Genomic DNA, 23,659 nt, shown 5'->3' on the forward strand with positions numbered 1-23,659 from the left:
CCCTCGCCGCACGCGTGTCCGCAGCCTACGGCGCGAACACCAGCTACAAGGACCCGTCCCCCAACCGCCAACACCCGTACACGAACTGCGGACACGGTTGCCAGATGTGGGTGGTCTACCGCTGTTGTCGGGGCTTGTCACGTACGGCGTCGTACTCCGCGGCGATCCGGCGCCACGCGGCCTCGACGTGCTTCTCCTCGGTGGCCGGGGAGCCGACCGCCAGGCGCAGCACCACGTGGCCACGCACCCTGGTGTGGCTCAGGAACAACTCGCCCGAGTCGTTGAGACGTTCCATGAGCTCCGTCGTGGCGGCGTCGGACTCCGCCACCGACATCTCCGGCCACAGTGGACGGAAGCAGACGAGCCCGAACGGGTGGTGCGGGTCCAGCTCGAACCGCGGATCGCCCGCCACCGACTCCGCGAACCCGTCGGCGAGTTCGACACATCGGCGGACATGGGCGCGCAGGCCCTCGGCGCCGTACCACCGGATCACCGACCACAGCTTCAACGCCCGGAAGCGGCGGCCGAGCGGCACCTGCCAGTCCCGATAGTCGATCACTTCGCCGGAGCTGCTGGCGGCGTTGCGGAGGTACTCGGGCAGGATCGACAACGCCTCCACCATCGGTGTCCGGTCGCCCAGCCACAGCACGGAGCAGTCGAAGTTGGTGAGCAGCCACTTGTGTGGGTCGGTGACGTAGGAGTCCGCGTACTCGGCGACCCCGTCGTTGCACCACCGGAACTCCGGGCACACGGCCGCCACTCCCGCGTACGCCGCGTCGACGTGCAGCCAGACACCGTGGTCGCGACAGACCTCCCCGATGCGGCGAACGGGGTCGACCGCCGTGGTCGACGTCGTGCCGATCGTCGCGCAGACCAGCATGGGCACGAAGCCCGCCGCGAGGTCCTCGGTGATCAGCCGGTCGAGGTGTTCGGGATCCATGGCGAGGGTTTCCGGGTCCACGTCCACCACCCGCACGTTCTCCGCGCCGACACCGGTGACGCGCGCGGCCTTCTCCAGCGACGAGTGCGTCTGCGACGACACGTACATCCGGTGCCTGCCCTCACCCGCGCGCTGCCGCGCGGCGAGCACCGCGACGACGGCGGCGCCGGACGCCGAGTCCTGGATGACCCCGCCACCGCGCTCGTCGGTGCGGAAACGTGCCGGCAGGTCGAGCAGCTCGGCCAGCCAGTCCACGACGACGGTCTCCAGCTCCGTGCAGGCCGGGCTGGTGGCCCACAGCATTCCCTGCACCCCGAGTCCCGACGACAACAAATCCCCGAGCACGGCCGGGCCGCTGGTGTTCGCCGGGAAGTAGGCGAAGAAGCTCGGGTGCTGCCAGTGCGTGATCCCCGGGAGCACGACGCGGTCGAGGTCGGCCAGCACGGCGTCGAACGGCTCCCCCTGTTCGGGAGGGTGCTCGGGCAGCGCGGCGCGCACCTCGCCCGGGGACACCTGCGCCCGCACCGGATGTTCCTCCACGGACGCCAGGTAGTCGGCGATCCAGTCGACGACCTGCTTGCCGTGGGCGCGGAACTCCTCCGGCGTCATGTGAGTCACGGGGCGAGCCTAGTCGCCGACTTGACCTTGACATCGGTGTCAGCCCCTACGTTCGCGCCATGAACATCGAACCGTCGTTCGACGGCCGGGTCGTCGTGGTGACCGGGGCCGGTTCCGGGATCGGTCGCGCAGGCGCCGCGGCCTTCGCGAGGGCTGGCGCGCACGTGCTGGGCGTCGGCAGAAGAGCACCCGCACTGGCCGGCACGGCCGGTCTGCATCCGTCGATCGCCACGCATCCCGCCGACCTCCGCGACCCGCAGGCGGCCGAGGCCGTGGTCGAGGACGCCCGCAGCCGCTGGGGACGCCTCGACGTCGTCGTGAACAACGCCGGTGTCTTCGCCGCGATGCCGCTCGCCGCCCTCGACCCGGCGGCGGTCGACGAGCTCCTCTCCACCAACGTGCTCGCGCCCGGATTCCTCACGAAGGCAGCGCTGCCCTCCCTGCGGAGCACGCGCGGAGCCATCGTCAACGTGTCGAGCGTGCTCGGGCACCGACCGGCTCCCGACGCGGCGTACTACGGGGCGTCCAAGGCGGCGCTCGAACACCTCACCCGCAGCTGGGCGCTCGAACTGGCGTCCAGCGGGATCCGCGTCAACGCGGTGGCGCCCGGCCCCACCGAGAGCGAGGCGCTCGCCGCGTCCGGCCTGGACACCGACACGATCGAGGGCATCAAGCGCCAGGAGACCGCACGCATTCCCCTGGGCAGGCGCGGTACCCCCGAGGACGTGGCCACGTGGGTCGTGCGGTTGGCCGACCCTGACGCCACCTGGCTCACGGGTCAGGTCCTCACGGTGGACGGCGGGCTCGAACTGGTGTGACGGGCAGCTCGCTAGGATGGTCCGCATGTCAGAACCCGCAGGCAAGGTCTCCTTGACCGGCATCAAACCAACCGGAGAGGTCCACCTGGGCAACCTCGTGGGTGCGATCCGTCCGGCGCTGCGGTTGGCCGAACAGTACGACTCGCTCTACTTCATCGCCGACTACCACGCGCTGACGACCATCCGCGACGCCGAGGAGCTCAGGCACTACTCGCGTTCGGTGGCCGCCTCCTGGCTTGCCGCGGGGCTCGACCCGAATCGGACGACGTTCTACGTGCAGTCGGACGTTCCCGAGATCTTCGAACTGAGCTGGGTGCTCTCGTGCGTCACCGGCAAGGGGCTCATGAACCGCGCCCACGCCTACAAGGCCGCTCGCGACCGCAACGCCGAGACGGGCGATGATCCCGACACCGGCGTCAACATGGGGCTGTACAACTACCCGGTCCTCATGGCCGCCGACATCCTGATCATGGAGACCGACGTGGTGCCGGTCGGGAAGGACCAGTCACAGCACGTCGAGTACGCCGCCGACATCGCGGGCAGCTTCAACCACCTCTTCGGCGACGAGTACAGCTTCAAGATCCCTCAGGGGTTCATCCCGGAGAGCGGCACCGGTGACATCCTGCCCGGGCTCGACGGCCGCAAGATGAGCAAGTCGTACGACAACACGATTCCGCTGTTCCTTCCCGAGAACAAGCTCAAGAAGCTGGTGCGCCGCATTCCCACCGACAGCACACCGGTGGAGGCCCCGAAGGACCCCGACAGCTCGGCGCCGTTCCAGATCCTGCGGCAGTTCGCGCCGCCGTCGGCCGCGGACGTCGTCGCCGACACCCGCAAGCGCCTCGAGGAGGGCGGCATGGGCTGGGGCGAGCTGAAGAACGTGCTGTTCGAGGTGCTGAACACCGAACTCGCCCCCATGCGCGAGCGCTACAACGCGTACATGGAACCGGGTAGCGAGCTGGACGAGGTGCTCTCCCGCGGTGCCGAGCGGGCCAGGGAACGCGCGAGCCGGGTGCTGTCGGCGGTGCGTAAAGCCGTCGGCGTCGCCTGAACCCACGAGCGGTCGTGAAGCCGCTCGCGCAGCACGATCCCCAGCACGTCGGCCCCTACCGTGTTCTCGCCTCGCTCGGCGAGGGCGGGATGGGCCGCGTGCTGCTGGCGGCGGGGCCCGACGGCAGACCCGCGGCCGTCAAGCTCGTGCATGCCTCGTTCGCCCGTGACGCCGTCTTCCGCGAGCGGTTCCGGCGGGAGATCGAGGCGTGCCGCCTCGTGTCCGGCGCCTACACCGCTCCCGTGCTGGCCGCCGACCCCGACAGCCCGACCCCGTGGCTCGCGACGCTGTACGTGCCGGGGCCGTCCCTGCGGCAGGTGGTGGCCGACATCGGGCCGCTGCCGGCTCCGTCCCTGCACCGCCTCGCCGTGGGGCTCGCCACCGCGCTGGCCGACATTCACCGCGCCGGGCTCGTCCACCGCGACCTCAAACCCGGCAACGTGCTGCTCACGCACGACGGTCCGCGCGTCATCGACTTCGGCATCGCACGGGCGGCGGAGGACGACGTCGAGCTGACAGGCACCGGGTCGGTGATCGGTTCGCCGGAGTTCATGTCACCGGAGCAGGCTCACGGGCACTCACCGACCGCGGCCACCGACCTGTTCTCCCTGGGGTCCGTTCTCGTGTTCGCCGCGACCGGCCGTAGCCCCTTCACCGGTTCGTCGGTCGCCCAGGCGCTCTACAACGTCGTGCACGTCGAACCCGACCTCACAGGGATACCCGATCCGATGCGCGAGGTCGTCGCCGCGTGCCTGGACAAGGAGCCCGCGCGGCGGCCCACTCCGCACGAGCTGCTCGACCACCTCGTCACGATCGGCACGGCCGCCCCCGGTACCGCGCCCTGGCCACACCTCGTGCACGAGCTGATCAGCGCGCAGGAAGCGCAGGCGGGTCACGTCCTCACCGCCGGACCGGCTTCGGTGACGCCGAAACGACGTCGTACCGTGCTCGCCGGGGTCGCCGCGCTCGCGGTGGTCGGCGTCGTGGCGGTCACAGCCACCGTCGCGCTCTCCGGAGGCGACCGCACGGAAACGGGGCAGGCCTCGGCGGGGGACCCGGCACCCACGCCGCTTCCGGGCAACGGCTCCGTGACGCCGGAACCGCAGCAGGCCGACGACCATCCGCTGGGCCTCGACCGGCTCCGCGCCGTCGATCCCTGCAGGGTCCTCGCGGACGAGGATGGCCTCACACCGCGCCCGGCGGTGCACCTGTCGCGGTGCACGTACGAACACGACGACGGTCGCTGGTTCGATCTGGCGCTCGGTGATGCCGTGCCCGTGGAACCGACACCCGGTGACGAGGTGAAGGCCACCGACGTCGACGGACTCGCCCTCGTGGTCGACGACACGGGCGAGGGGCGGTGCGAGGCCGCCGCCGTGTTGCCCGAACACCCCGACCTGGCCGTCAGCGTCGATGTCGGCCCGGGGGTGGGACAGGTCGTCGAGGCGCCCTGCACGACGGTGCACGACCTACTGTCCACCGCGCTCGACCGGCTCGGCGCAGGAGGCCCGGAACGCGATCCCGTTCCCGGTTCGCTCGCGACCGTCGATCCGTGCGAGTTGATCGAACAGGCCGAGATCTCGGAGATCTTCACCGTGACGCCGACGGTCGTCCCCGACGGACTGCACGGGTGCGAGTGGGAGGTTTCGGGCACGCTCGACGTCGAACTCGCCAAGCAGGTCGACCCGGCGAAACTCCCGGACGACTGGGAGAAGGCGAGCCTGGGTGAGCACACCGTCTACCTGCAACGCGACCCGCAGAGGGGCAGCCCGTCGTGCGCGGTCAGCTGGGCGCACCTGCCGTCCGACGAGTCGTTCACCGAGGTCGTGACCCTGCGCTACCGCGCCACCGCGACGGGGCTGCCCGTCGAGGAGGTCTGCGCCGCCACCCGCTCCGCCGCGGAGCTCGTTCTCGCGAGGTTGCCACAACCGTGAAACCGCTCAGCCCAGACGACCCGCGAAGCGTGGGTCGCTACCGGACACTGGCCGTGCTCGGTGAGGGCGGCATGGGGCGCGCACTGTTGGCCGTGGGCCCCGACGGACGGTTCGCGGCCGTGAAGCTGGTGTTCTCCTCGCTGTCGCACGACCCGGTGTTCCGCGACCGGTTCCGCCGGGAGGTGTCCGCGTCCCGGTTGGTCTCCGGCGCCTACACGGCAGCCGTCCTGGACGCCGACACGGAATCCGACACCCCCTGGCTCGCCTCGCTGTACGTTCCGGGGCCGTCGCTCGCCCACGTGATCGACAGCGCCGGGCCGCTCGACGTCGCCGCCCTGCGCCACCTCGCCGTCACCCTGTCCGTGGCGCTGGCCGACATCCACCGGGCGGGGCTGGTGCATCGGGATCTCAAACCCGGCAACGTGCTGCTCACCCACGACGGCCCGCGCGTCATCGACTTCGGCATCGCCCGCGCCGCGGACGGTTCGGACCTCACGGCCACCAACGCACTCATCGGCTCTCCGGCGTTCATGTCGCCGGAGCAGGCGGTCGGCGGCGACATCACCCCGGCCAGCGACGTGTTCTCGCTCGGTTCGCTGCTGCTCACGGCAGCCACCGGCCTGCGGCCCTTCGCGGGTACCTCCACGCCGCAGACGTTGTACAACGTCGCCCACACCGACCCCGACCTGAGCCGGCTGCCCCCGGAAGTCCGGGAGTTCGTGGAGCCCTGCCTGGCCAAGGACCCGGCTCGCAGGCCCACCCCGCAGCAGATCGTCGACCACCTCGGTCCCGCCTCGTCGCCGACTGCTCCGTGGCCCACCGCCGTGCACGCGCTCATCGCCCGGCAGGAGCACCTGCTGCGGACCGTCGCGGCGGCGCCACCACCTCCGCCCGCGCCGGGTACCCCGGCGGGGCCGGGGCGACGGCGGCGAGCGTTCACGGTTCCGGTCGTGGCGTTCGCCACGGCGCTGGCAGCGGTGCTCGTGGTGGTGTCGGTCAACGTCATGACCGGTAGCGACACCGAGAATCCCGCAGATCCCGCTGAGGCGGCCTCGCCGTCGGTGAGCGCGGACGAGGCCCTCGCCTCCGACCGGCTGCGCCGCGTCGACCCGTGTGCGGTGCTCGCGAAGGCCCAAGTGCCGTCGATGGGACTGCTCGTCCCCGAGGACGACCCGATCCACCTGCACAAGTGCCGGTACGAGGGCACCGAGTCCGGCAGCGTCACGCTCTCCCTCGGGGAGCGGTTCCAGAACGGGACCGCCGAACGCGACGCCGAGGGCCGCGCCGTCCAGCTCACCCACCTGACGGGCGGCTGCGAGGCCGCCGTGCAACTCACCGACGACCCGAAGCTCACCGTCACCGTCAGCGACGCGTCGTCGGCCTCCTGTCAGATCCCGAAAGCGGCGCTCGACGAGGCGCTGCGGCGACTTCGCACCGACGACGTGCTGCTGACTCTTCCCTCCCACAGCGCCCTCGGCCTCGACACCTGCCTCCTGCTGGACGGCGGGACGGTCCGCGAGGTCCTCGGCCCCGCCACGGCGACCGCCGACGGCCTGCACGGGTGCGAGTGGAGCGGCAGCCGGACCGTGCGGGTACGCATCTCACCGGGCGTTCCCGGCCTTCCACCAGAGGAGGACAGCCGGGAGTTGTCGTTGGACGGCATCGACGCGCACGCCGTGACCGACTCCGAGGATTACTGCTCGATCCGCTGGATGCAGCGCCGCATCAGCGACACCCGAGCCGAGGAGGTCGAGGTGTTCTACACCCAGGACGGCGGGCAGGACCCATGCGGGCCCGCGCAGCGGCTCGCGAGCGAGGTCGCCGCCAACCTGCCGCGCGGGTGACGGGCGGGCCTCAGACCAGACCGAGCGAGAGCATCGCGTCGGCCACCCGGGTGTAGGCCGCGATGTTGGCACCGGCCACGTAGTTGCCGGGCATGCCGTACTCGTCGGCCGTCTCCAGGCAGCGCGTGTGGATGTCGCGCATGATGTCCTCGAGCCGGTCCTCCGTGTACTCGAAGGTCCACGAGTCGCGCGAGGCGTTCTGCTGCATCTCCAGCGCCGAGGTGGCCACACCACCCGCGTTGGCCGCCTTGCCCGGCCCGAACGCGACACCGGCCTCCTGGAACAGGCGCACCCCCTCGGGCGTGGTCGGCATGTTGGCGCCCTCCGCCACGACGGTGCAGCCGTTGCGGACGAGGCGCTCGGCCTCCTTGCCGGTGATCTCGTTCTGGGTCGCACACGGCATGGCGACGTCGCACGGCACGTCCCACACCTGGTGTCCCTCCACGTAACGGGCGTGCGGGACCGCGTCGGCGTACGCGGAGATCCGCTCCCGGCGGACCTCCTTGATCTCCTTGAGCATCTCGACGTCGATGCCCTTCTCGTCCACCACGTACCCGCTGGAGTCGGAGCACGCGACCACCCGGCCGCCGAGCTGGTGGACCTTCTCGATCGCGTAGATGGCGACGTTGCCGGAGCCCGACACGACAGCGGTCTTGCCCTCGAAGCTGTCACCCCGCGCGGCGAGCATCTCGTTGACGAAGAACGCGGTGCCGTACCCGGTGGCCTCGGTGCGCACGCGCGCGCCGCCGTAGATCAGACCCTTGCCGGTCAGCACGCCCGACTCGTAGCGGTTGGTGATGCGCTTGTACTGACCGAACAGGTAGCCGATCTCCCGGCTGCCGACCCCGATGTCACCCGCCGGGACGTCGGTGTACTCGCCGATGTGGCGGTGCAGTTCCGTCATGAAGCTCTGGCAGAAGCGCATGATCTCGCGGTCGGACCTGCCCTTCGGGTCGAAGTCCGAGCCGCCCTTGCCTCCGCCGATGGGCAACCCGGTGAGGGCGTTCTTGAAGATCTGCTCGAAGCCGAGGAACTTCACGATGCCCAGGTACACCGACGGGTGGAAGCGCAGCCCGCCCTTGTAGGGCCCGAGGGCGCTGTTGAACTCCATCCGGAACCCACGGTTGATGTGGATCTCCCCGCGATCGTCCTCCCACGGGACCCGGAAGATGATCTGCCGCTCGGGCTCACAGATGCGCGAGACGATCTTCGCATCGGCGTACTGCGGGTGCTTGCCCACGGCTGGGCCGATGCTCTCGAGGACCTCACGCACGGCCTGGTGGAACTCCGTCTCGCCGGGATTGCGCGCGAGTACTTCGGCGTAGACGCTTTCGAGCCGTTCGTGAATTGGCACACCCGCCTCCTGGGCCGTTGGTCGATGACCGATTCGTTAAGCTCAACGAAACATCTCGACGCTTCCTTAGGCAAGACCGCGAACATCACCATGGGGCGGTTTGGCCGTGATATCGGCCACCCATATGGGTGAGCGCGTGAAATACGCCACGAACGGCCGCTTCAGCGCGGACGACTCGTTGCATACGGTGAACGCGCACCGTACGACTTCCGGTGGTGACCGGGCACACACTCGACTCTCGTCCGGAGCAGAGTTTCGTGAACGACTCGGTCGAGCCGGTAATCATTGCCGTCCGCCCGGCGAAATTCGTCGAAGACGAACGAGGCGACTCGGAGAACCCGGCGCGAAACGCGGGTTCCGCGAGTTGTGTCGCGACGGTCGTGGTCGACGCTTCGGCCGGTCGGCGGGCCACCGGGGCCCGCCGACGACACCGTCAGGCGCAACAACCTTCCGGCTGCCCCGTCTTTCCTGCCTCGACGGTCTCCGCATTCGGCGCGGCGCCGAAGGTCCGCGAGTCACCCTTGACGGTGTAGACCTCCCAGGGCTCCCGACCGGGGCCGTGGACCCAGACCTTGTCCTGCAGCGCGTAGCAGCACGTGGTGTCGTCCTCGGTCAGGGTGTCCAGCCCCTCGCCGGTCAGGCGACGGCCGGTGGCGTCGACCTCGTCGGTGGAGTCGACCTCCACACCGAGGTGGTCCATGACGGTGGCCTGTCCTGGCTCACCCTCCAACAGCACGAGCTTGAGGGGCGGCTCGGCGATGGCGAAGTTGGCGTAGCCCTCCCTCCGCTTGGCCGGCTCGGTGTCGAACAGCTTCGAATAGAACTCGATCGATCCCTGCAGATCCCCGACTCGAAGCGCGAGTTGTACCCGGGACATCTCGACATCCTCCTTGAATAGAAGCTTGTCTAATCAGTGACGAGACTCAGCTTGGCCGCTGATTAGAAGCCTGTCAAGATAGACGCATGCCGAAGCAACTGCCGTTGGCCGCGATGGACGCCTGCTGCTCGCCCCTGGCTCAGCAACCGTTGACCGAAGAACAGGCGGTGGAGCTGTCCCGGCTGTTCAAGGCGATGGCCGACCCGGTGCGGCTGCGGCTGTTGTCGCTGATCGCCTCCCACGTCGGCGGTGAGGCATGCGTGTGCGATCTGACCGACGCGTTCGACCTGACCGCGCCGACGATCTCACACCACCTCAAGGTGCTGCGTGAGTCCGGGCTGATCACTGGTGAACGCCGGGGGACCTGGGTGTACTACCGGGTGCACCCGGAGGTGCTGGCCCGCCTGTCGGCCGTGCTGGTGCCCGGCGGGCGGAGGGTCCCGGCATGACGACCGGCTCGGCTCCGTCCCCCGCGACCGAGAGCGCCTCGGAAGGGCCTACCGGCAAGCTCTCGACGCTCGACCGGTTCCTGCCGGTGTGGATCGCCGCCGCCATGGTCGTCGGCCTGCTGGCCGGCCGGTGGGTTCCCGGCCTCGACGAGGGGCTCGACGCCGTCGCTGTCGACGGCATCTCCCTACCGATCGCGCTGGGTCTGTTGGTGATGATGTACCCGGTGCTGGCCAAGGTCCGATACGACCGGCTCGGCTCCGTCACCCGCGACCGGCGGCTGCTGTGGCCGTCGTTGCTGCTGAACTGGCTCATCGGCCCAGCACTGATGTTCGCGCTGGCCTGGCTGCTGCTGCCCGACCTGCCCGAGTACCGCACCGGGTTGATCATCGTAGGGCTCGCCCGCTGCATCGCCATGGTGATCATCTGGAACGACCTGGCCTGCGGCGACCGGGAAGCCGCCGCCGTGTTGGTGGCGCTGAACTCCGTGTTCCAGGTCGTGATGTTCGGCGTGCTCGGCTGGTTCTACCTGTCCGTACTGCCCGGCTGGCTCGGCCTCGAGGTCACCGACCTCGCCGTGTCCGGATGGGAGATCGCGAAGAACGTCCTGATCTTCCTGGGCATTCCACTGGCGGCCGGATACCTGTCCCGCCGCCTCGGCGAACGCGCGAAGGGCCGCGCCTGGTACGAAACCCGGTTCCTGCCCAGAGTCGGGCCGCTCGCACTGTACGGTCTGCTGTTCACCATCGTGATCCTGTTCGCTCTGCAGGGCGAGCAGATCACCACCCGGCCGCTCGACGTCGCCCGGATCGCGCTGCCGCTGCTGGTCTACTTCGCGGCGATGTGGGCCGGGGCCTACGCCCTCGGCAAGGCCCTCAGCCTGTCCTACCAGCGCACCACCACGCTCGCGTTCACCGCGGCCGGGAACAACTTCGAACTCGCCATCGCCGTGGCGATCGCCACCTTCGGCGCCACCAGCGGCCAGGCTCTCGCCGGGGTCGTCGGACCGTTGATCGAAGTGCCGGTCCTGGTCGCCCTGGTCTACGTGTCCCTGCGGCTGCGCCCCCGCTTCGCCCGATCCACCACCCCGGAGAGCATCCCGTGACAACCCCTGAAGTCCTGTTCGTCTGCGTGCACAATGCCGGCCGCTCACAGATGGCCGCCGCCCTTCTGGACCACCACGCGCGAGGCCGCGTCACCGTCCGCTCGGCAGGCTCGTCCCCCGCCGACACCCTCAATCCCGCCGTCGTGCAGGTGATGGCCGAACTCGGTCTCGACCTGTCCAAGGAGTTCCCCAAACCCCTGACCACGGACGCCGTCCGAGCCGCCGACGTCGTCATCACCATGGGCTGTGGGGACGCCTGCCCCGTCTTCCCCGGCAAGCGCTACCTCGACTGGCAGCTCGACGACCCCGCAGGCCTCCCCGCCGACCGGGTGCGCCGTATCCGCGACGAGATCGACCGGCGCGTCCGCGAGCTGCTCACCGAGCTGGTTTCAGAACTCTGACCTGTGGGTCGAGCTCGGGACGCGCGCTGCGGTGGCCGTCGCCGAGCATCTCATCGGCGCCATCGATCCGGTACGGACCAAACCCCGGAAAGTACTGGTCGAACCTCAGCGGACACGAAAAAGCCCTGGTCGACATGAACCGCCAACCAGGGCTTCGAAGAAACTCGCTCATACAAGGAGCGATCCGGTGGAGCTGAGGGGAATCGAACCCCTGACCTTCTCGATGCGAACGAGACGCGCTACCAACTGCGCTACAGCCCCTTTTCGGTTGCTCGGTGAGCATAGCAACCCTGCCACACCCACCGAGCAGGGGGTCCCTATTCGCCCGCGGCCCGCCGGTACGAATACCGCCCCGGGTCGTCGAGCTCGTGGAACGCCGGGTCCTCGTCCTCCAGGTCGACCACCACCGCCTGCCTGCGGACCCGGGTGGTCGGCATGGGCTTGCGCTCGGCTCCCACCACGTCGCCGGGTTCGTTGGGCAGCACCTCGATGTCCTCGAGCGGATCCGCCCTCCGGGGCGTACGCCGTGAGGCGGCACGCAAGCGGGCGAGCCTGCGCTGCCGGATCTCCTCCTCGATGCGGACCTGCCTGCGCAGGTAGACGAGGTAGGCCACGAGAGTGAGATCGGCGGCGCCGTGCACCCACCACACCACGGGAAGCACGAAGCCCGCCACGACCGCTGTGGACACCACGGTCAGCAGCAGCACCACGACGACGCGCTGACGGAACGCGTACTTCGCCCTGGCCGCGAGCGCGGCGGCTTCGGGATCGAAACCCCCACGCCCGGGACGGTAACGCCGCAGAGGACGTCCCTCGGTCACCGCGCCCCGCCCCACGGAGAACTCGTCGGTCTCACCGCCATCACCACGGCGGCCTTCACCGTAAGCGTCGTCCTCGCCACCATGCGCGTCATCGCCGCCGACATCCTCGGGGTCCTCGTACGCACCCCTCGGGTCGTCGTCCGCGGCCTCCGGGTCCTCACCGACCATCGAGCCGACGTCCCCCCGTTCGGACTCGCCGCTCGAGGTGTCGCGCGCACTCCCGCTGCGCACGACCCGCGCGGCCAGAGCCGCGTCGTTGGTCTGCGTGATGACCTGCCGCTTGCGCGCGACCATGGGAACGAGGACGGCAAGCCATGCCGCAGCGAGCCCCACAATGATCAACGAGCTGGGCATTCCCGTCACCTCCCCCGACCTGTACTGCGCGCCGTCGTGATGGGCGCGTCCGGCCTCGCGGCTCTCGCTGCGCACTCACTCCGACTCTCGTCACGCTAGTCACAGGAGTAACAGAAAACGCGGAGACTCGCCGGGTGGTTTTCCGACTCACCTGGTTGAACGAGGTTCGTTTCACATGTCGGTCAGCGCTGCTCAGGCATGCTAGCCCCACCGGATGCGACGAGCAGCGCGACGACTCCGTCACCGGTTTCCTCGGCGGTGAGGGCGTAGCAGAGGTGATCCCGCCACTCCCCCTGCACCTCCAGGTAGCGACGGAAGAGTCCCTCCCTGCGGTAGCCCGCCTTGCCGAGCACTCGCAGGCTCGCCACGTTCTCGGGACGGACCGTGGCTTCGAGGCGGTGCAGGCGCCCCTCCGTGAACGCGTGGTCGGTGGCCAACGCGACCGCCGCCGTGGCCACACCGCCCCCGGCGAGCTCGGACGACACCCAGTAGCCGATCCACGCCGACCGCAGTGCCGCCCGGATGACGTTGCCGATCGTGAGCTGACCGGCGAACACGTCGTCCACCGTGATCGCGAAGGGGAAACACTGCCCTTGTTTGGCGAGACGTCGCAGCGTGGACCACTGGGACGGCCAGGCGGAGGCGGCGTTGCGCTCGCGCCAGGTACCGGGCTGGTTGGGTTCCCAGCGTTCGAGGTACTCCTGGTCGCGGAGCCGGATCCGGCTCCAGTCGGAGCCGTCCCGCAGTCGCAGGGGGCGTAGGCGGACAGTGCCCGCGGGCACGACCAGTGGTCCCAACCTCACGGGCCAGCCGAGCCGTCGGGGCTCCGCGACGTGGGATGCGCCGTACCCGGCCGACATGGCTCACCCCGCTAGGCGCGCGGGGCGAGGAAGGCCACCCTGACCTGCTCCCCCGCGGCGACGTCCGTCAGGTCCTCGTCCACGTTGATCAGGCAGTTGGCCTCGGCCAGCGACGTGAGCAGATGGGAGCCGCCGGTGCCGAGCGGCTGAACCAGGTACTCGCCGTTGCTCTCGTCGCGCAGCAACTGCCCGCGCAGGTAGCCACGCCGCCCCTTCGTCGACGTGATCGGCGACAGCAGTCGCGCCTCCACCGTCCTGCGATGCGGGTGGCGGGTGCCGCGAGCCGCCCGGATGAGCGGGCGCACCATCACCTCGAACACAACGAGCGCGCTCATCGGGTTGGCCGGGATGAGGAAGGTGGGCACCGCGTCCGGCCCGAGCTTCCCGAACGCCTGTGTGGAGCCCGGGTGCATGGCCACGCGCGTGGTGTCGATGTCGCCGAGGTCGGCGAGCGCGGCCTGGACCTCGTCACCGATGCTCCCGCCCGCGCCCCCGGCCACGACGATGACCTCGGACATCAACAGTCTGCCCTCGACCGTCTCCCGCAGCCGCTTCGCGTCGAGCGGGACGATGCCGACCCGGCTCACCTCCGCACCCGCGTCCCGCGCGGCCGCCGCAAGGGCGTAGGAGTTGACGTCGTAGACCTGCCCGACGGCCGGGGTGCGGTCGATGTCGACGAGCTCGTCGCCCACGGAGATGATCGACACTCTGGGTCGCGGGTGCACGAGCACCTTCGACCGGCCCACGGCGGCGAGCAGCCCCACCTGCGCCGCTCCGATCGTGTCGCCCTTGCGCACGGCGACGTCGCCGGTCTGGACGTCCTCCCCCGTCCTCCGCACGTAACCGTGCGAGGGGACGGCACGGCGCACCGTCACCTTCGCGGTGCCTCCGTCGGTGTACGAGCTCGGGACGACGGCGTCGGCGAGCGTCGGCAGCGGCGCACCGGTGTCCACGCGCACGGCCTGCCCCGGCTGGAGCCGCCTCGGCTGCCGGGAACCGGCCGGAATCTCCCCGACCACCGGCATCTCCACGGGTTCGTCGTTGGCCGCGCGGACGTCGACGCTGCGCACGGCGTAACCGTCCACGGCCGCCTGGTCGAAGCCGGGCAGCGCCTGCTCGGCGACCACCTCCTCGGCACAGAGCAGCCCCTGTGCCTCGGAGATCGCCATCCGCACGGGACGGGGCCGCACCGCCGCCTTCAGCAGCAGCGCGAGATGGTCCTCGACCGACCGCAGTTCGGCTCTGGGATGCGTGACGACGATCGACTCGGTGTCAGTCATCAGTGGGCGGTACCGATCCGTTCGAGCAGCCACTCGCGCAGCGAGGGGCCGTAGTCGGGATTGTCAAGGGCGAAGTCGACGGCCGCGCGCAGGAAACCACCGGGGTTGCCGAGGTCGTGTCGCCCGCCGTGGTGGACGACGACGTGCACGGGGTGCCCTTCGGAGATCAGCAGCGCTACGGCGTCGGTCAACTGCAACTCTCCGCCGGAGCCGGGCTCGATGCGCCTGAGCGCGTCGAAGATCGCCCGATCGAGCAGGTAGCGGCCCGCCGCGGCGTACGTGGACGGCGCGTCCTCGGGCGCGGGCTTCTCCACCATCCCGTGGACCCGCTTCACGTCGGCGTCGTCCGTGTCGGAGACGTCGAACACGCCGTAGGGGGAGATCTGCTCCTTCGGGATGTCGAACGCGCAGAGGACGCTGCCGCCGTGCCGCGCCCGCACCTCGGCCATCTTGGACAGCACCCCGGTGGGCAGCACGAGGTCGTCGGGCAGCAGGACCGCCACGGCGGTGTCGGCGTCGTCCAGGTTCGGTTCGGCCTGCGCGACGGCGTGGCCGAGACCGAGTGCCTCCTCCTGGATCGCCACCTCGACGTCCAGCAGCTCGCCGGCCCTGCGCACCTTCTCCAACTGCTCGGTCTTGCCCTTGCGTTCGAGCGTCGCCTCCAACTCGGGCTTGCCGGAGAAGTAGTCCACGACCGATTTCTTGTCGGGGGACGTGACGATCACCATGCGTTGCGCACCAGCCTCGGCGGCCTCGCTCGCGACGAGCTCGATCCCCGGCGTGTCGACGACCGGAAGCAGCTCCTTCGGAACAGCCTTCGTGGTCGGGAGGAATCTCGTGCCGAGCCCTGCAGCCGGCACGATGGCGGTCCGGAACGTGGTCTCAATCGTGGCGCCCGTCATGGGCGCAAAGCCTAGCCTGGTCCCGTGGAACCCACCGACAACGACAACCCCTCGGCGAGTGTCAAGGCGGCGTGGCGGAAACGGCTGCGCGCCGGGCGTGCCGCGGTCCCGCGGGAACAGCACGACGCCGAAACCGCGAAGCTCGCCCGGGCCTTCGCCGAACTGCCGGGCGCGACCGTGTGCTGTTACGTGCCCTTCGGCACCGAACCGGGCTCGGTGGAACTGCTCGACGTCCTGCACGACCGGGGCAGCAGGGTGCTGCTTCCCGTCATCCCCTCCAGGCGAGGGCCGCTGGACTGGGCGGAGTACTCCGGGATGTCGTCGCTGGCCACGGGGGAGTTCCCGCCGGTGCTGGAGCCGACAGGGCCCCGGCTCGGCCCGCACGCCGTGGCCGAGGCGGACGTCGTGCTCGTTCCCGCGCTGGCGGTCGACCACGTCGGGGTACGACTGGGCAAGGGAGGCGGTTACTACGACCGCTCGCTCGTGCTCGCCGCTCGCGAGACCCGCTTCATAGCCGTGATCCGCGACACAGAACTCGTCGATCGACTGCCCGCCGAACCTCACGACGTGCGCATGCACGCCGCCCTCACACCGAATCGGGGACTGATCGAGCTGGCCGGACGCCGCGAGGTGTGAGCCGAACCTCGATTGCGCTCGGGGAACACGATCGAGCAGAATTGCGTTAGCACTCTCGGCCACCGAGTGCCAAGTCAGAGTGCCGTAGCCTCGAAGGAGACCCTGTGCCGACCTATCAATACGCCTGTAAGGAGTGCGACCACCAGTTCGAGGTGGTCCAGTCGTTCTCCGACGCGAGCCTGACGGACTGTCCCGAGTGCCAGGGGCCGCTGCGCAAGCTCTACGGGTCCGTCGGCGTGATCTTCAAGGGCAGCGGGTTCTACCGCACGGATTCCCGGTCGGACTCGAAGACGTCGGCAGCCTCGAAGCCTTCGAAGTCGTCGTCGAGTTCCTCCGACAGCAGCTCGTCCGGCGGCTCCTCGAACGGGTCCACGAAGTCGGATTCCGCTTCGTCCAGCTCCAGCACGACTTCCACCGCCGCGGCGTCCTGACGACGTAGCCGCGGCTCCTTGACGCAACCCGCGTGAGCCGGTTGTCCACAGGGAGGGAGTTGTCCACAGCCCAGCAGTCGCTCGCTTCCGGTGGCGAGGGCCCGCTTCTACCGTCGGTTCCCGGTGGGCGCGCACAGCGCTCACGGCAGGGACCGACGAGGGGGAAGCGGTATGGACGACAAGCGCCTACGTGAACGGCACCGCAGGCTGCGGGCCCGGCTTCGCGGGCAGCCACTCACACTCCTACGACGCGCGCTCGCCGCCGTCTTGTTCCTTGTCGCCGCCGCGCTGGCCGCCGCACCCGGCGCGAGCAGTGAGGCGACGCTGCCCACCCTCGTGACGGCGAGGGACGTTCCGTCGGGATCCGCCCTGTCGGCCACCGACGTCCGGGTCGTCGACGTCGCCGCCGACTCGCGCCCCGACGGTGTGCTCACTGAGCCCGGCCAGGCGGTACACCGGCGGCTGGTGGGTGCCGCGCGCGCAGGCGAGCCACTCACCGATGTGCGGCTCGCCGACAACCGCAGCGGGCCGCCTGGTTTCACCACCGTTCCGCTCCGGCTGGCCGACGCAGGCGTCACCGACCTGTTGCGGCCTGGCACCCGCGTCGATGTCGTCGTGCCGGGGGAAGAGGCGGAACAGGCCGAGGTGCTGGCGGCCAATGCCACGGTGGTCACCGTGGCGGAGCAGGAATCCGGCCGGATCGGCGGACCACTCGAGCCCGAGGAACCACTCGTGCTGGTGTCCGTGGCCGACGAGGACGCTCCCCTCGTCGCTGCCGCGGGTCTCGGCAAGCCCGTCACGGTGACACTGCGATGACCGCGTACAGCCTGCTCAGCGTCAGCGATCGTGATGTGGTGGCCGGTTCTCCCGGTACCAGTCGTCCGGCAGACCGGCCGACTGGTAGGTGTCCCGCTCGTCCCGAGTGGTTTCGGGAAGCACGTCGCCGAACACGTCGTCGAGGGTTCTGCGCCGCGCCTTGCCCTCGTGTCGGTCCGGGCTGTTCCGCTGTTTCTTCTCGTCCATGGCCGCCTGGTGTACTGGTAGGGCTCTCAGGTCTGATCGAGGCCCGAAAGTTGATCGATGACGTGGCGCACCAGGGCCGAAAGGGTTGCCATGCCGTCCCGGATGGCTGTGCGGGAACCGGCGAGGTTCACCACCAGTGTGCTGCCCGAAATGCCCACAAGGCCACGCGAGATCCCCGCGTCCATGGCGCCGGCCGCCAGCCCGGAGGACCGCAGTGCCTCGGCGATGCCCGGCACCGGCCGGTCGAGCACGCCTGCGGTGGCGTCGGGCGTGACGTCCCGGGGAGACACCCCCGTGGCTCCGACGGTGATCACCAGGTCGACACCACCGATCACCGCCGTGTTCAACGCGTTGCGGATCTCCACCGTGTCCGCGCGAACCACCACGATGCCGTCGACGATGAAGTTCGCTTCTTCCAGGAGCTCGGTGACGAGTGGACCCGTACTGTCCTCTCGCTCGCCTTGGGCCAACCGATCATCCACGATCACGACGAGGGCCCGACCCAACCGCTGTGCATCCCGTTCCATGTGCACCACCGTAGTGCCATTCGCAAACCCAGGGTGATTGGCGCCGCTGCGGGAAGGCCGTCCCAACGAGGTGCGCTGAGACGGCCGTCACGGAATTCCCGTTCACTGCTTCGGAATGTCAGGCAGGCGCCCCTCGTGGACCACGTTGCCGCCGGCGTCGTACGCGACCACGGTGACGCCGGACGCGTTGATGGGGGCATCGCCGGTGGTGTCGAGCGTTGCGGCGAACGTCCGCTCCCGAACTGCCACGGTCTCGGTGGTGTTCCCGTGGCGCAGTTCGAGGCTGGCGATGTCAGCGGTCGTCACTCCGACGACGGAGAAAGCGGGGAAGTGGTTCTCACCGGTCACCGTCGCGATCGGCTGCTCGGCCGACGTGAGTTCGTCAGGCGTCGGGTACGCGCTGAAGTGCCACACGGGCGACATGCGGCATACGGCTGTCGCACGGTCGTTGACGAAGACGCGCCACTCCACGTCGTGAGCATCCGTCGACTTGGTCCCCTCGGTGCTCGCCTCCACGTGGTGTTCGAGTGTCGCCCCGGCTCGCCACGTCGCCGCGTCCACCACCATTCCGTGCGCGCCGCCTCTCGGTCCTTCCAGGCAGCTGTCGTACTCCTCGGGATCGACCTCGGGCTCGAAGTAGCCCATATCCAAGAACGGATCGGGGATCGAGATGGGCGGGCCGGCGGCCTTGCTTTCCGTACCTGCTTCGTCCCGCGAGTGCGCCGTGATCGTGAACTCCATCCCCCTGATGTCGTGGTGGGCGAGTTCGGCCACGAAGACGCCGTTCCGGACCTCGGCCATATGGTCGTGCTGGCCATAGCCCTGCACGCCGTGTGTCCTCAGAGGGTCGCCGCTTTCCAACTGTTCCGACCACACGGTCACTGCGGTCACGCTCTCGGGGGCGTAACCGACGACAGTGCCGCTGCGAGTCACCATGGCACCGATCACCTGTTGGTCCCCCGGTGTCATGGGCGCCGACAACGCCACGGACTTGATCGACGTCTCGCAGAAGAACGTCTGCTCGTCCGCCCGAATAACGGTCACCTGGGTCAGGTGCAACGGCCGATGATCCACCACCTGCCACATGTTCCGGTCCGGATACTTGGCAGTTTCCTTCGCATACTCCACTGCGGCCCAGCAGCGGTCGAGTTCACGGTCCCCAGCCGCGGACACCAGTCGCTCACCTTCACCCCCGATGGCCAGGAAAGCTCCCCCGGCCAGCACCGCTACGGCGGCCGCGATGCTCAACGGAGCGCGCATCGACCGGGTAGGCGCCTCGTGTATCTCCCGCCTCACCGACGACAGCATGCGATCGCGGACATGGGGCGGAAGCGGCCGATTCTCAGGCAGGTCGAAGTCATTGCTCATGACTGCTCCAAGGTGGTGCGAAGACGGGCACGGGCACGGGAGATCTGGGACCGGACGGTTACTTCGGCGATCCCGAGTACGGCGGCGGCCTCAGCGAACGACAGATCACCGAGCAGGCACAGCTCCGCCGCCCGTCGCTGCGACTTGGGCAACGTGCCCACCGCCTCCACCACTCGCCGCAGCTTGCTCGCATCCGCCAGCCGGTCGGTCACGTCGTCGGCGTGGTCGTGGGCGACCTCCGCACGCAGCACACGGCGCAGCCGCAGCAGCCTTCGCTCTCCCCGCCCGTGGGTCCGCGCGAGGTTCGCCGCCACGGCGTACAGCCACGGCCGGGCGCTGTCGTTGACCAACGTGACGTCGGCGCACTTGCGCCAGGCGGTGACGAACGTGGAGGACGTCACGTCCTCCGCCGTCGCCCACGAACCGCTGAGGCGGTACGCGTGGTTCCAGACGGCCTCGGCGTGCCGGTGGAACAGTTCGGTGAAGGCGCCCTCGTCACCGTGGGCCGCACGACGCCACAGCTCACCATCGTGTTCCGAGATCGGCTCCGGCTGGCTGCCCCCGCCGCTGTCCGGCACGGCAGCCAAGGCCCCGCCTCCCTTTGGGCGTTCCGCTGTGATGTTCACACCCGGAGTTGCCGGCACGCGCGCTGTTGTTGCGCTCGAGATCGTATCCGCCGAGATGCCGGCCGAGCTGGTGGCGCCCGGACAGCACACGGACACGCCCGACCACGCGGGCGTGTCCGCTCCCTACCGTGCAGGTCCTCGCCTAGTTCACCCTCACCGGTTGGCCTCCCAGAGTCACCTCGACGTCTCTGCCGTCGGCGAGCGTGAAGGTGACCTTCTCTCCCGGCGCCCTCGTCCGGATGGCGGCGACCAGGGTGTTCGCGTCCTCGATGCGTCGCTCACCCATCTTCACGATCACGTCGTTCGACTCGATGCCCGCCTTGTCGGCGGGGCTGCCCGCCTGTACGTCGCCGATACGTGCGCCGCCGTTCGGCGCGTCACCGACGGTGGCGCCGATGTAGGTCTGGGTCGCGTGGCCGTTTTCGATGATCTCGTCCGCGGTCCTGCGTGCCTGGTCGATCGGGATCGCGAATCCGATACCCACGTTGCCGCCCTGGGAGGGGCTGTAGATGGCGGAGTTGATCCCGATGACCTGGCCCTGCATGTTCGCGAGCGGACCACCCGAGTTACCGGGGTTGATGGCCGCGTCCGTCTGGATGGCGTCCATGACCGTGGTCTGGTCCCCCTGTCCACCCGCCGTCACCGGGCGGTTCAGGGAGCTGACGATGCCCGCGGTCACGGTGCCGGCGAGCTCGTACGGCGATCCGATCGCAACCACGGACTGACCGACCCGGAGGTCGTCCGACCGCCCGAGTTCCACCGTGGTGAGGCCACGGACGTCCTCGGTTCGCACGACGGCGATGTCGGTCGTCGGGTCGCGCCCCACGATCTGGGCCTCTGCTTCGTCGCCGTTGTGGAAGACCACGGTGATACGCCCGCCCTGGGCCGCGGCTTCGACCACATGGTTGTTGGTGAGGATGTATCCGTCCTCACTGATGACGAAGCCCGACCCTTCGTTGGCCGAACCGAGCCCCTGCACTTGGAGCTGCACGACACTCGGCTTCAGCTTCGCGGCGACGGATTCGACGCTCCCCTCGGGAGCGTTGCCGGTCTGCCTGGCCGGGAGCGGCTGGTCGAGGGCGCTGGACGCGGACGACGCCGTGGTCGTGTCCGCGGCCAGATAGCCGCCGGCCGCCCCCGCTCCTCCTCCGACGAGCAGTGCGAGCAGTGCGACACCCGCAACGAGCTTGCCCGGTATGCCCTGGCGGTCCTGTCGCGGTTGTGGCCCTCCGGGCTGCTGGTACGCGCCGTAGTTCGGTTGCTGATAGGGCGACGGCGCGTAACCGCCGTGCGAGTATCCCGCGACGTGCGGGTGCGGAGGGTGCTGGAACTCGTGCGTCGCCCGGTCGTCGCCCGTCGACCGGTCGGGGCTCCAACGCTCGGTCGACGCGTCGTTCTGTGCCGAGTCGGGCTGCTCCGGCATACCCGGCGCCGGAGTCTGCCTGTCCTGTGCGGAGGGGTCGTTCTCGGTCATGTCTCCATGATGGGGGCAACCCCTGAGAACAGGCTGAACTCAACCTGTGGGAGTGGTGCGAGTTGGCCGCTGGGCGGCGCGCAGCCGCTCCGCGATCCGCTCCGGCGTACTGTCGTTGATCCACACGGCCATTCCGGACTCCGAGCCCGCGAGGTACTTGAGTTTGTCCTCCGCCCTGCGCACCGAGAACAGTTCGAGGTGCAACCATGCCAGGTCACGGTCGTGGTGGACGGGCGCCTGGTGCCACCCGGCCACGTACGGCAACGGCCGGTGGTACAGAGCGTCGCAGCCGCGCAACAACGAGAGGTAGACCGCGGCGAAGTCCTCACGCTCCGCAGTGGTCAGCTCGACGAGGTCGGGCACTTGACGGTGTGGCACAACGAGCACCTGCACCGGCCACTTCGCCGCGGGCGGCACGAACGCCGTCCAGTGCCGCCCCTCCGCGACAATGCGTCGTCGGTCGGCCCTCTCCGACGCCAGCACGTCGCCGAGCAGGGGTGTGCCCCGTTCGTCATGGTGAGCGCGTGCGGCGGCGAGCATGCGCTCCGTCCGCGGTGGCACGAATGGATAGGCGTAGATCTGGCCGTGAGGATGGTGCAGCGTCACACCGATCTCCTCCCCGCGGTTCTCGAAGGGGAAGACCAGTTCGACGCCCTCCTGCACCGACAGCTCGGCCGTACGGTCGGCCAGCGCCTCCAGCACCGTACGCACACGGCGCGGTTCGAGTTCGGCGAACGAACTGTGGTGGTCACTGGTGAAACACACCACGTCGGCGTGTCCGGTCCCACCCGAGAAGGCCGGGAACCGGTTGTCGAACACCACCACGTCGTAGTCGGCTTCGGGTACCTCGGTCGGGCTGCCCGGCACGCTCGGACACAGTGGGCACAGGTCGACAGCCGGTTTGTACGTGCGGGTCTGGCGATGAGCGGCGATGACCACCAACTCTCCGGTAAGCGGATCGCGGCGGACCTCGGACACCGCGGTGACCTCGGGGAGTTCCCGAGTGTCCACCGCCGTCCGTGGGCGGGGCCGCTCTCCCTCGTCGTAGTAGGTGATCCGGCGGCCATCGGAGAGGCGACGCACTGTCTTGTTCATGGTCGATCCCCGCTCCGTACGGGGACGATCACGAGTTCACCCACGTGGGCGGCCAGCACCTCACGCGCGTTCTCGGCAAGTCCCTCGTCGCTGATCAGCACGTCCGCCTCGGACAACGACGCCACCGTCGAGATACCCACCGCAGCCCATCGCGTGTGGTCGGCGAGAACGACCAGACTCCGGCCGGCCTCCACCAGTGCGCGATCGGCTTCGCTCTCGGTGAGGTTCGGGACCGTGAACCCAGCCCGGCCACACATCCCGTGCACCCCGAGGAACACCATGTCGAGGTGCAGGCCGCGCAGGCTTTGCACGGCGAGCGGGCCCACGAGCACGTCCGATCCGCCGCGCACTCCCCCGGTAAGCACCACCACCCGATCCGGCTGGGTGGAGGCCGCAGCGATGTCGGCGACCGTGAGGGAGTTCGTGACCACCGTCAGGTTCGGCACGGAGTCGAGCGCCCGGGCGAGGACGTTCGTCACCGCGCTGGACGACAGCCCGATGGCTTGGCCGGGTCTGACACGGCGAGCCGCTTCGGCCGCGATGGCCTCGTACCGTGCGCGGGTTTCCGCGCAGACGTCCGGCCAGGCGCCGTCAGGGCGTGTCACCGTGGTGGCTCCGCCGTACACCTTCTCGACCAGCCCTCTGCCGGCGAGCACGTCGAGATCCCGCCGGATGGTCATGTCCGAGACACCCAGCCTGCTCACGAGGTCACTCACCCGAACCGCACCGGTGCGTCGGGTCTCCTCAAGAATGACCGCCTGTCGTTGTCGCGCCAGCACCGTTGACTCCGTCCCGCGACCACGCCCACTAACACAGAATCGTACGCCAACTAGCACACTCTCGGTGGTTGTCACACGTACGTGGAGTGACCAC

Annotated in this window: 24 protein-coding genes and 1 tRNA gene; 10 read left to right on the plus strand and 15 right to left on the minus strand. The window is 69.4% G+C overall.

Annotated features, from left to right (window positions below):
* Nucleotides 1–115: 115 nt before the first annotated feature.
* Nucleotides 116–1,549, minus strand: coding sequence for an aminotransferase class I/II-fold pyridoxal phosphate-dependent enzyme (locus tag SACCYDRAFT_RS21160; protein WP_005459275.1), 1,434 nt, complete (start codon nucleotides 1,547–1,549; stop codon nucleotides 116–118).
* Nucleotides 1,550–1,617: 68 nt separating this feature from the next.
* Between SACCYDRAFT_RS21160 and SACCYDRAFT_RS21165 the strand changes: the two genes are divergently transcribed.
* The 4 genes from SACCYDRAFT_RS21165 to SACCYDRAFT_RS21180 are packed head-to-tail and all read left to right on the plus strand — an operon-like array spanning nucleotide 1,618 to nucleotide 7,205.
* The gene (locus SACCYDRAFT_RS21165) at nucleotides 1,618–2,376 is read left to right on the plus strand and encodes an SDR family NAD(P)-dependent oxidoreductase (RefSeq protein ID WP_005459277.1); all 759 of its coding nucleotides are present in this window, start codon (nucleotides 1,618–1,620) and stop codon (nucleotides 2,374–2,376) included.
* Nucleotides 2,377–2,401: 25 nt separating this feature from the next.
* A complete protein-coding gene (locus tag SACCYDRAFT_RS21170) occupies nucleotides 2,402–3,427 on the plus strand; it encodes a tryptophan--tRNA ligase (RefSeq protein WP_005459279.1) in 1,026 nt (341 codons plus the stop codon).
* A 14-nt stretch (nucleotides 3,428–3,441) separates the two neighbouring features.
* Entirely contained in the window at nucleotides 3,442–5,361 is a 1,920-nt protein-coding gene (locus SACCYDRAFT_RS21175) for a serine/threonine-protein kinase (protein WP_005459281.1), read from the plus strand.
* A complete protein-coding gene (locus SACCYDRAFT_RS21180) occupies nucleotides 5,358–7,205 on the plus strand; it encodes a serine/threonine-protein kinase (RefSeq protein ID WP_005459282.1) in 1,848 nt (615 codons plus the stop codon). Before SACCYDRAFT_RS21175 ends, SACCYDRAFT_RS21180 begins: the two co-directional genes overlap by 4 nt.
* Before the next feature lie 10 nt (nucleotides 7,206–7,215).
* On the opposite strand, the gene gdhA is transcribed toward SACCYDRAFT_RS21180, so the two are convergent.
* Nucleotides 7,216–8,559 (minus strand): NADP-specific glutamate dehydrogenase, encoded by a 1,344-nt coding sequence (gene gdhA, locus SACCYDRAFT_RS21185; RefSeq protein WP_005459285.1) that lies wholly within the window; start codon nucleotides 8,557–8,559, stop codon nucleotides 7,216–7,218.
* A 433-nt stretch (nucleotides 8,560–8,992) separates the two neighbouring features.
* Nucleotides 8,993–9,436, minus strand: a complete 444-nt coding sequence (locus tag SACCYDRAFT_RS21190; protein ID WP_005459286.1) for an ArsI/CadI family heavy metal resistance metalloenzyme — start codon at nucleotides 9,434–9,436, stop codon at nucleotides 8,993–8,995.
* Between the two features lie 86 nt (nucleotides 9,437–9,522).
* Here SACCYDRAFT_RS21190 and SACCYDRAFT_RS21195 point away from each other — a divergent pair, with 86 nt between their 5' ends.
* Genes SACCYDRAFT_RS21195 through SACCYDRAFT_RS21205 form a run of 3 tightly spaced genes read left to right on the plus strand, consistent with a single transcriptional unit; the run spans nucleotide 9,523 to nucleotide 11,389 of the window.
* The gene (locus SACCYDRAFT_RS21195; protein WP_005459288.1) at nucleotides 9,523–9,885 is read left to right on the plus strand and encodes an ArsR/SmtB family transcription factor; all 363 of its coding nucleotides are present in this window, start codon (nucleotides 9,523–9,525) and stop codon (nucleotides 9,883–9,885) included.
* Entirely contained in the window at nucleotides 9,882–10,988 is a 1,107-nt protein-coding gene (gene arsB, locus SACCYDRAFT_RS21200) for an ACR3 family arsenite efflux transporter (RefSeq protein ID WP_005459289.1), read from the plus strand. The genes SACCYDRAFT_RS21195 and arsB overlap by 4 nt, the downstream gene beginning before the upstream one ends.
* Nucleotides 10,985–11,389, plus strand: a complete 405-nt coding sequence (locus SACCYDRAFT_RS21205) for an arsenate reductase ArsC (protein ID WP_005459291.1) — start codon at nucleotides 10,985–10,987, stop codon at nucleotides 11,387–11,389. Before arsB ends, SACCYDRAFT_RS21205 begins: the two co-directional genes overlap by 4 nt.
* 188 nt (nucleotides 11,390–11,577) lie before the next feature.
* Here the strand turns inward: SACCYDRAFT_RS21205 and SACCYDRAFT_RS21210 are convergent.
* The 5 genes from SACCYDRAFT_RS21210 to SACCYDRAFT_RS21230 all read right to left on the minus strand — a co-directional run bounded on the left by SACCYDRAFT_RS21210 (nucleotide 11,578) and on the right by SACCYDRAFT_RS21230 (nucleotide 15,606).
* Nucleotides 11,578–11,650 (minus strand) — tRNA-Ala (locus SACCYDRAFT_RS21210).
* Nucleotides 11,651–11,706: 56 nt separating this feature from the next.
* Nucleotides 11,707–12,564: a divisome protein SepX/GlpR gene (gene sepX, locus SACCYDRAFT_RS21215; RefSeq protein ID WP_005459296.1), complete on the minus strand. Its 858-nt coding sequence runs from the start codon at nucleotides 12,562–12,564 to the stop codon at nucleotides 11,707–11,709.
* A gap of 182 nt (nucleotides 12,565–12,746) precedes the next feature.
* A complete protein-coding gene (locus SACCYDRAFT_RS21220; protein WP_005459298.1) occupies nucleotides 12,747–13,424 on the minus strand; it encodes a GNAT family N-acetyltransferase in 678 nt (225 codons plus the stop codon).
* Nucleotides 13,425–13,435: 11 nt separating this feature from the next.
* Entirely contained in the window at nucleotides 13,436–14,704 is a 1,269-nt protein-coding gene (glp, locus tag SACCYDRAFT_RS21225) for a molybdotransferase-like divisome protein Glp (protein ID WP_005459301.1), read from the minus strand.
* Complete coding sequence (locus SACCYDRAFT_RS21230) at nucleotides 14,704–15,606, minus strand: UTP--glucose-1-phosphate uridylyltransferase (protein ID WP_005459302.1); 903 nt, start codon at nucleotides 15,604–15,606, stop codon at nucleotides 14,704–14,706. The genes glp and SACCYDRAFT_RS21230 overlap by 1 nt, the downstream gene beginning before the upstream one ends.
* Nucleotides 15,607–15,630: 24 nt before the next feature.
* Here SACCYDRAFT_RS21230 and SACCYDRAFT_RS21235 point away from each other — a divergent pair, with 24 nt between their 5' ends.
* From SACCYDRAFT_RS21235 to SACCYDRAFT_RS21240, 3 genes are all read left to right on the plus strand, one after another.
* Nucleotides 15,631–16,242 carry a 5-formyltetrahydrofolate cyclo-ligase gene (locus SACCYDRAFT_RS21235; RefSeq protein ID WP_005459303.1) on the plus strand — a complete coding sequence of 204 codons (612 nt, stop codon included), beginning with the start codon at nucleotides 15,631–15,633 and terminating at the stop codon, nucleotides 16,240–16,242.
* Nucleotides 16,243–16,346: 104 nt separating this feature from the next.
* Nucleotides 16,347–16,673, plus strand: coding sequence for an FmdB family zinc ribbon protein (locus SACCYDRAFT_RS26100; protein WP_083844786.1), 327 nt, complete (start codon nucleotides 16,347–16,349; stop codon nucleotides 16,671–16,673).
* 171 nt (nucleotides 16,674–16,844) lie between these two features.
* On the plus strand, nucleotides 16,845–17,489 hold the full coding sequence (locus SACCYDRAFT_RS21240) for an SAF domain-containing protein (RefSeq protein ID WP_005459305.1): 645 nt from the start codon (nucleotides 16,845–16,847) through the stop codon (nucleotides 17,487–17,489).
* Between the two features lie 21 nt (nucleotides 17,490–17,510).
* Here the strand turns inward: SACCYDRAFT_RS21240 and SACCYDRAFT_RS21245 are convergent, their stop codons facing one another.
* The 7 genes from SACCYDRAFT_RS21245 to SACCYDRAFT_RS21275 form a co-directional block, all read right to left on the minus strand.
* Nucleotides 17,511–17,696 carry a hypothetical protein gene (locus SACCYDRAFT_RS21245; RefSeq protein ID WP_005459308.1) on the minus strand — a complete coding sequence of 62 codons (186 nt, stop codon included), beginning with the start codon at nucleotides 17,694–17,696 and terminating at the stop codon, nucleotides 17,511–17,513.
* Nucleotides 17,697–17,722: 26 nt separating this feature from the next.
* Nucleotides 17,723–18,223, minus strand: coding sequence for a MogA/MoaB family molybdenum cofactor biosynthesis protein (locus SACCYDRAFT_RS21250; RefSeq protein WP_005459309.1), 501 nt, complete (start codon nucleotides 18,221–18,223; stop codon nucleotides 17,723–17,725).
* Nucleotides 18,224–18,325: 102 nt separating this feature from the next.
* Complete coding sequence (locus SACCYDRAFT_RS21255) at nucleotides 18,326–19,591, minus strand: hypothetical protein (RefSeq protein ID WP_005459311.1); 1,266 nt, start codon at nucleotides 19,589–19,591, stop codon at nucleotides 18,326–18,328.
* Nucleotides 19,588–20,178: an RNA polymerase sigma factor gene (locus SACCYDRAFT_RS21260; RefSeq protein ID WP_005459313.1), complete on the minus strand. Its 591-nt coding sequence runs from the start codon at nucleotides 20,176–20,178 to the stop codon at nucleotides 19,588–19,590. The genes SACCYDRAFT_RS21255 and SACCYDRAFT_RS21260 overlap by 4 nt, the downstream gene beginning before the upstream one ends.
* Before the next feature lie 181 nt (nucleotides 20,179–20,359).
* Nucleotides 20,360–21,691, minus strand: a complete 1,332-nt coding sequence (locus tag SACCYDRAFT_RS21265) for a S1C family serine protease (RefSeq protein ID WP_005459315.1) — start codon at nucleotides 21,689–21,691, stop codon at nucleotides 20,360–20,362.
* Between the two features lie 39 nt (nucleotides 21,692–21,730).
* On the minus strand, nucleotides 21,731–22,786 hold the full coding sequence (gene galT / locus SACCYDRAFT_RS21270; RefSeq protein ID WP_005459317.1) for a galactose-1-phosphate uridylyltransferase: 1,056 nt from the start codon (nucleotides 22,784–22,786) through the stop codon (nucleotides 21,731–21,733).
* Nucleotides 22,783–23,565 carry a DeoR/GlpR family DNA-binding transcription regulator gene (locus SACCYDRAFT_RS21275; protein WP_005459320.1) on the minus strand — a complete coding sequence of 261 codons (783 nt, stop codon included), beginning with the start codon at nucleotides 23,563–23,565 and terminating at the stop codon, nucleotides 22,783–22,785. The genes galT and SACCYDRAFT_RS21275 overlap by 4 nt, the downstream gene beginning before the upstream one ends.
* Nucleotides 23,566–23,659 lie beyond the last annotated feature (94 nt).

It is taken from the genome of Saccharomonospora cyanea NA-134 (assembly GCF_000244975.1).
Classification (GTDB): domain Bacteria; phylum Actinomycetota; class Actinomycetes; order Mycobacteriales; family Pseudonocardiaceae; genus Saccharomonospora; species Saccharomonospora cyanea.